The sequence below is a fragment of the Faecalitalea cylindroides genome, assembly GCF_028321995.1.
In the GTDB taxonomy this organism is placed as follows: domain Bacteria; phylum Bacillota_I; class Bacilli_A; order Erysipelotrichales; family Erysipelotrichaceae; genus Faecalitalea; species Faecalitalea cylindroides.
Genome location: NZ_JAQLXG010000022.1, coordinates 1 through 7947 on the forward strand (window position 1 = coordinate 1; position 7947 = coordinate 7947).

At 33.0% G+C, this 7947-nt stretch carries 3 protein-coding genes; 1 reads left to right on the forward strand and 2 read right to left on the reverse strand.

Features of this window, described 5'->3' with window-relative positions; all coding sequences use genetic code 11:
* Window positions 1-109 precede the first annotated feature (109 nt).
* Both PND65_RS09210 and PND65_RS09215 read right to left on the reverse strand, forming a co-directional pair.
* Window positions 110-631 carry a DUF5662 family protein gene (locus PND65_RS09210; RefSeq protein WP_035400252.1) on the reverse strand — a complete coding sequence of 174 codons (522 nt, stop codon included), beginning with the start codon at window positions 629-631 and terminating at the stop codon, window positions 110-112.
* A gap of 8 nt (window positions 632-639) precedes the next feature.
* A complete protein-coding gene (locus PND65_RS09215) occupies window positions 640-1398 on the reverse strand; it encodes an EcsC family protein (RefSeq protein WP_271991797.1) in 759 nt (252 codons plus the stop codon).
* 235 nt (window positions 1399-1633) lie between these two features.
* Here PND65_RS09215 and PND65_RS09220 point away from each other — a divergent pair.
* A partial coding sequence (locus tag PND65_RS09220; protein ID WP_272014568.1) for a Spy0128 family protein occupies window positions 1634-7947 on the forward strand: 6314 nt, incomplete at its 3' end.

The following is a 7947-nucleotide window of genomic DNA, read 5'->3' on the forward strand; positions in this document are numbered from 1 at the left end:
CAGACAAAAAGGACTGGAGTTTCCATTTAAGGAATTCCAGTCCTTTTTTAGATCTAACTTTTAACTGTTAGACCCCCGAAGTGCAGATACAAAGATTATATATCCATGATCATTCTTTGATTTCTTTAACAATGTAATCTACGGTTTTATCTAGTCCGTTATTTGCAAGATATTGTAGTAAATGATGAATGAGTTTATCAGTTTCGGGATGGATCATGATTCGATTTCTTCCATTTTCATAATATATAAGTGCGCTGTCATCTTTATATTTATCTTTTTGATAAATCATGCTGGCTGCAACACGGTCGCAAAACATTTCGATAACGTAATTTGTGGGCATTTTTACTGGCTGAATTCCATTTGGACCATTATCCAGCCAATATTCCCAGTGATGTTTATTTCTTCCTTTGTGGTGAAGCCAGGATAGAGAATACCCTATATCTTCTTTTTGCGCATCAATAGGAGAACGATAACCTTGGTAATATTTGAATCCTGTCTTTAATTCACAAATAGAGTATTTGCTGAGATCGTGCAAGATTCCTTGTTTGTATAAATGACAGCGAAAACAAAGTTTTGTCACCATATATTTATGTTTATTGATTGTCTTTAAATGTCCTATTACTTTATTCATAGTATATATTATAGTTTATTTTTTAAAAAACGCAGTTGATATTTTAAATTTGCATATTTGGAAATTTGATTCATATATTTTGAATCGTAGAATCCACTAATAGCACCAACTATTGGAATACCTTGGATAAATTTCAAATATAACAATTCAGAAGCTAGAGTCTTAGAAGTCTGTTTTATTTGAAAATCAATATCATATAAACGATAAGATTCAATAAATGAATCAACTCTTTCATTTACTTCATAGATGGATTCATGTGCTAAAGCGCCTTCAATTATCATCAGCATAAAATATTTTTCTTTATCATTATTAAAATCAATTCCATAAGAAAGAGATATTTCCTGAAGATTTTTTATGATCAAAGCGGTAAAAAGAAAGATATCAGGAATACCAATTCCTAAGATACCTAATGCGGTTGAAGAAATAGAAGTAAATGCAAGATTTTTTATATTGGATGATTTTGATATGTTTTTTTGTTTACGAATATTTTTACGAGTGATTCTAGAATCAATAGAATTATGTTTTTCTTTGATCTTGTCAGCATTATATGTTTTTTGAATAATACCGACTCCTTTATCAAAGACCAAAGTGAAAGCTTTTTGAAAAGCAGTATTTAATGTTTGTTCTAATTTAGGATCAACTTTACCTTTCAATTTACGATTAACAATATGATCTGAAGATATAGATTGTTTTCTCAGATACTTTTGTTCCTTCTTTTTAAGTACTTTAAATTCTCTTTTATACGTGAATTTCTCTAGTGTTTTCATATGAAAATTATAAGACCGTTGTTAAAAATTAACAAATAATTTGTCTTTATTATTAAAAACAGTTCAAAACTTAAATTTTGCTGAAAATCATCATTGAAAATAATCGAGGGGGAGGATTATAAAGACTCTAACTAAGACTATGTTGTTTTTTCTTATGCTTAGTTGTTTAAGCTATTAAGAATAAAACTATTGAATGCTTTATCTTAAAAGTTTTAATACGAAAGGGGTATTTATTATGATAGGTAAATGGATTCAAAAAATTAAAAAGAACAAACGGCAACTAGGAGTAGGTGCACTGGCTCTGTTTTTAGCAGGGGTAATGGGTGTTAATTTGTTGCAAAACAGTACAAGTACGGTTTATGCAGCAGAGTCACAAACAGTAGTTGATCCAGATACAACTAATGAATGGACTGATTATATTGCACCTGGAGGAACAGTTTCTACTCAAAATGTGGGTCGTATCTGGACAGATAAGAGTGTCACTAATCAAAATTACACTTTTACTGGATCAGATAATCTTCCTTCTATAAACAAAGGTGATTCTGATTTTATCGTTGCTTTATCAGCATTATCTTCTACATCGAATTTGAAAACCATGGTTAGGACAAGTGTTCCGTTAGACATTGTTTTGGTTTTGGATATGTCTGGCTCAATGGATGATTATTTTGGATCGGGTGGAAATAGGCAATATAGAATCTCAGCACTTAAAACGGCTGTTAATAATTTCATAGATGCGACAGCAAGTATTAATGATAATATTGAAAATCCTGATGAACGCCATGAAATTTCAATTGTTAAATTTGCGGGAGATAAGAGCAATAGTGTCGGTGATGATAAATATTGGGATTTTTTTAATAGATATAATTATAGTCAAGTTGTTACAAATCTTGCTTCGTATACTTCATCAAATGCTAACAGTCTTAAAAGAACTGTAAATGAATTGGATCCAGCAGGAGGAACACAAGCGGATTATGGAATGGAACTTGCTGAAGCACAGTTGAATTCTCATGGTAGAGAAAACGCTCAACAAGTTGTTGTTTTCTTTACAGATGGAGAACCTGGTGATGGTTCATATTTCAATCAGAGTGTTGCTAACGGTGCGGTACAAGCTTCAAGGAATATAAAACAAAAAGAAGATGCAGCATTAGTTTATACGGTAGGAATATTTGATGGAGCTAGTTCAACAAATATGAATTCTAATGCAAATCAGTTTATGCAGGCTGTATCTAGCAATTATCCTAATGCTACTGCCTATAACAATAGAGGTGAACGTGATCCAGATGGTGACTATTATAAAACCGCACAAGATTCTGATGAATTAAATAATATATTTGAAGACATATCTGACGAGATTCAACAAGGTGTTGGTTCTGGTTCCCCAATAGAAGAAACAACAAGCCAAGGAAATACAGAACCAGGATCTTTGACATTTACCGATACATTAGGTGCTTATATGCATGTTACAGGTATAGGTGATGGTGAAGATAAAATGCAGATTGCCTATGCAGATAAAGTGTTTACTAGTAGCAGAAAAACAACTTCAGGTAACATAGATACATATCATTTTGAAGGTGAAGTTGCAGGAAACACTGTATATGGTGCCGCAAATCTTTCTGATTTAACTGTAACAGTAGAAAGAAGCGATGATTTAGTAACAGGAGATATTGTAACTGTAACAATCCCTGCTTCTTTGATTCCAATGCGTCATTATGATGTGGATACAAATAATCCTTCTATGACAGTTACTTCTGCATATCCTGTACGTTTGTTCTATGGTGTAAGTGTAAAAGAAGAAGCTAAAAAGGCTATGAATGATTCTTCAAGTGATGTATATAATGAAATCGCGAAGAACAATTTATCAGATGATAAGAAAACAATAGATTTCTATAGCAACTTATATACAACAGGTAACGGAAATACAACAGCTGATTTCACTCCAAATATTGGAAACAAATTCTATTATTATACTGATGATACAGAATTATATGTAGATGAAAATTGCGCAACGAGAGCAACAACACGGAATATTGCTCGTTATGATACTCTTTATTATTCTGATCCATATTGGACACAGGGCAATGGGACTGTAACAGAATCAAATAAAGGTAATTCGATTAGCAGAAATAGGCTTGATTGGAGTGCTATTACTTATGATCAAAATGGTAATGCTTACATTCCTGCACATACCCAGCGTAGAGATCGTCCAAATACTTTAAATAGTAATAAAACAGCAAATGAAACAGGTACAGCTACAACTGTTCTTTCACCAGAATGGACAGGAGATAATTCTGTTACTCAACATTTAGGTAACAATGGTAAGATCTCTTATCCAGCTGCTGGTCAATTGGAAATCAAAAAAGGTGTTGATTGGGGAAATGCATCTGATGAAACAAAGCAAAATCAGAATAATTTTACATTTACAGTAGAATTAACCGATGAAAACGATGAAGAATTAATAGGTGAATTCCCTTATGATATTTATGATGAAAATAGTGATCAGCCTGTGGAAGTTGACCCACAAACAACGATTCAAAGCGGAAAAACAATCACCTTAAAAGCAGGTCAGCGTGCTGTTATATCTAATCTTCCTTCAGGAGCAAAATATAAAGTTACTGAAGAAGAGGCAAATGAAAATGGATTTACAACAACAGACACCTCTAGTGAAGAAACAAATGATCCAAACGATGGAATGGTTATAGGTGCAATCGTTGCAGGTTCTCAACAATCTGTATCATTCCAAAATGATTATAGTGCCGATAAATCAGTGTTGTTGAGTACAGAAGGAACAATACAAGTTAAGAAAGTCTTAGATGGTCGTGAATGGCGCGACGACGATGAATTTACTTTCTCAATCACAGCATCGAATGAAGATGCAGCACCATTACCACAAGAGAATAAAGTAACTATCACTAAAGATGACGAAAAAAATGACTTTACAAAAGCTTTTGGTGATATTGAATTTAAAAAATCCGGTGAATATAGATATTCAATCAATGAAATACAAGGTAATATAGTAGGTATTGATTATTCTACAGCTTTGTATAGAGTTATTGTAAATGTTGTAGATGGTGGTAATGGACAATTGAAGATCGATTCTATTAAATTAGATCGCATGGCAACAGATGATGGAGAAGATCTATCAAAAAATCCTCAACCTATTGATCCGGTTGATAAAGCTTATACAGCAACATATACAAATAAATATATAATGGATGGAACAGGTGGAGCAAATATTGCTGGAACTAAAACATATTATGATCATTCTGGACAAAATCCAATAGATGGATCTAAATTTTTGTTCAAGTTAAATGCTTTAGGTGGATATAAAACAGCCGATGGAATGTCAGGAGATACATATCCTATAGAGGCTGAAAATGTTCCAATGCCAAGAGATGAAGAAGGTAATATCGTTTCAGAAACAGGAAATGTAGTCAATGACTTTACTTTTGAAACAATTTATTTTGATGGAAATGATGTTGGAAACACGTATGTATATGAAGTAAACGAAATACCAGGGTCGGAAGCAAATATGAGTTACGATCAGACTGTTTATACAGTTACAATCGAAGTAGCAGAAGATACTTCAGAAGATCCAGAACATACGGGTCATGCTCATATAAATACATCTATTAGTTATAAAAAGACATTGAATGGAGTAACAGAAGATACTGGCTCAATTTCGTTTGTTAATAACTATGATCCAACAGAAGTTACATTAGGACAAGATGGAGCAGCTTCAATAACAGGTACTAAAACATTGACTGGTCGTAATATGACAGATCAAGATGTATTTAACTTTAAACTGACTCCATACGGTGATGCAACAAATACAGCTATTAATAATGGAATCATTACGGGTATTGATTCAAACGGTTTAACAGCTACTGTTACAGGTCCTGTTGATAAAGATGTTGCAAAAGAATTCTCTTTTGAAAACATTACATTTAAGAAACCAGGTACTTATCGTTTCTTAATGGATGAGACAGATAGTGGAATTTCTAATGGAATAACATATGATGAAAGCACATGTGTTGTTACTGTAACAATAGGATTGGATAAAGATTCAGGAAAATTAGTTGTCAATAGCATAGAATATGATAACAATGACAATAATTTTGTTAATAGTTACAATGCAACTCTAAATTATGGTGAAAAAGGTGGAATCAATGTAACAAAACAGATGTTAGATCGTCCAATGAAGGCAAATGAATTTGCATTTAGTATAACGGGTACTGATTCGACAAATGTTAGTGCTGATGAGGCAACTGAAAAATTAGGTGAATCTGATAAAAATTTCGCTAATTCTGCTGCAGCACAGAATGCAACTATTACGATGCCTAAATTACAAAATTTAACATTTGATCAAAATGATGCTGGTAAGATATTCAGTTATATCGTAGATGAACTTGAACCAGGCAAGGATCCAGCTCCAGGAGTCACTTACGATCAAAGTCAATATCAAATTGATATTGAAGTTATTGACAATGGTGATGGTACGATGCATACAGTAACTACAGTAACTAAGAATAAAGATTCAGATGCTGAGGAAGTTATTGTAGATCATGTAAATTCTGGTGTTGAAGGTTATGTTGCACCTTCGTTTGGATTTGTAAATGATTATAATCCTACTCCTACTACTATTGGAGAAGATGGAGATTATCAATTAACAGTAAATAAAACTGTAACTGGTGCTCCAAATACAGATGATTTCGCATTTAGTGCTACATTCAATGAAGAAGCTAGTACAGGTTCTATTGATGATATCGAAGGATTAACAAATGGTTCAACAACAGCAACTATTACAGAAGACTTTAATGATGGAGATAGTAAATCAGTAGACTTTGATACATTGACATTCAAAGCTCCGGGTGAATATGTATTTACAGTTAAAGAAGATACAACAACAGATAATGCTGGTTGGACTTATGACAATAAACCACAAAATATTAAGATTGTTGTGACTGATTTAAATAAAGATTATCAATATGATGGTAATTTATATATTGAAAGTGTAACTAATAATGGTTTAGTAGAAATTACAAACAGCTATTCACCAGACGAAATTATTATTGGTGGTGACGGAGCTAATCAACAAATTATGGTTCAAAAATCTGTCACAGGATCAAATACAGAATCAGACTTCACATTCCAATTAGAACCAATTATTGAAGAGGAAGACAAAGATAAATGGAATAGCGTAGAACCTGTGGATCCTAATTTTGATGGAACTGCAACTATTAATGATGGAGTAACAACAGATGCACCAAAAACTGTGTCATTTGGAGGAATCAAATTCAGCGAAGAAGGAACATTTGAATTCAAAGTATCTGAAGTAGGAGCGTCGGATTTCAATCAGGGTACTGATAGAAAAGGCTGGACATATGATGAACATACTTCAAAAGTAACTATTAATATAACAGATAGTAATTTTGATGGTTATTTAGAAGCAAGTATCGTTTATGACAATAGTGATGCAACTACAAGTGCTGATAAAGATTTAACTAACGCAGCTGCTTTCACTAATAAGTATTCAACTACTCCGGTAAAACTTGAAAAAGATACTGATAGTGGAATTGGTGTTCAGAAACAAGTAACTGGTGCTCCAAATACAGATGATTTCGCATTTAGTGCTACATTCAATGAAGAAGCTAGTACAGGTTCTATTGATGATATTGAAGGATTAACAAATGGTTCAACAACAGCAACTATTACAGAAGACTTTAATGATGGAGATAGTAAATCAGTAGACTTTGATACATTAACATTCAAAGCTCCGGGTGAATATGTATTTACAGTTAAAGAAGATACAACAACAGATGATGCTGGTTGGACTTATGACTCTTTAACTAAGCAAATCAAAATTACAGTTGTCGATAATGGTGACGGAACTCTAGTTGCTTCAGTAGATGGAAATGATCCATTGTTTGTAAATAAATATGAACCAAATTCGGTAACTTTAGAAGGAGAAGATACGCTAAAAGTTACTAAGAAAGTTATAGGGGCTCCTGCTACTGAAGAATTCCAGTTCACATTGGCATTAACAGAGGGTGATGCAAGCAGCGTTACAGGATTAGATGAAAATAATCAAATCACATTGTCTACAGATGAAATGACTGGAGAAAATGCTAAAACAACTGATACGGTTGACTTTGGTCAATTGACATTCAGTAAAGTTGGCAATTATGTATTTACAGTTAAAGAAGATACAACAACAGATAATGCTGGTTGGACATATGATAATGATCCTAAAACAATTACAGTTGAAGTAACAGATGAAGGCTTCGATGGAAAATTAGATGTAATAGTTAATGGAAACAATCCAACAGTAATTAATGAATATGAATCTAAGTCTGTTACAACAGGAACAGAAACCTTAGGAAATCCTCAAGTAACAAAAGTTGTTGAAGGCTCTATGGCTACTGAAGAATTCCAGTTCACATTGGCATTAACAGAAGGCGATGCAAGCGGAGTTACAGGATTAGATGAAAATAATCAAATCACATTGTCTACAGATGAAATGACTGGAGAAAATGCTAAAACAACTGATCG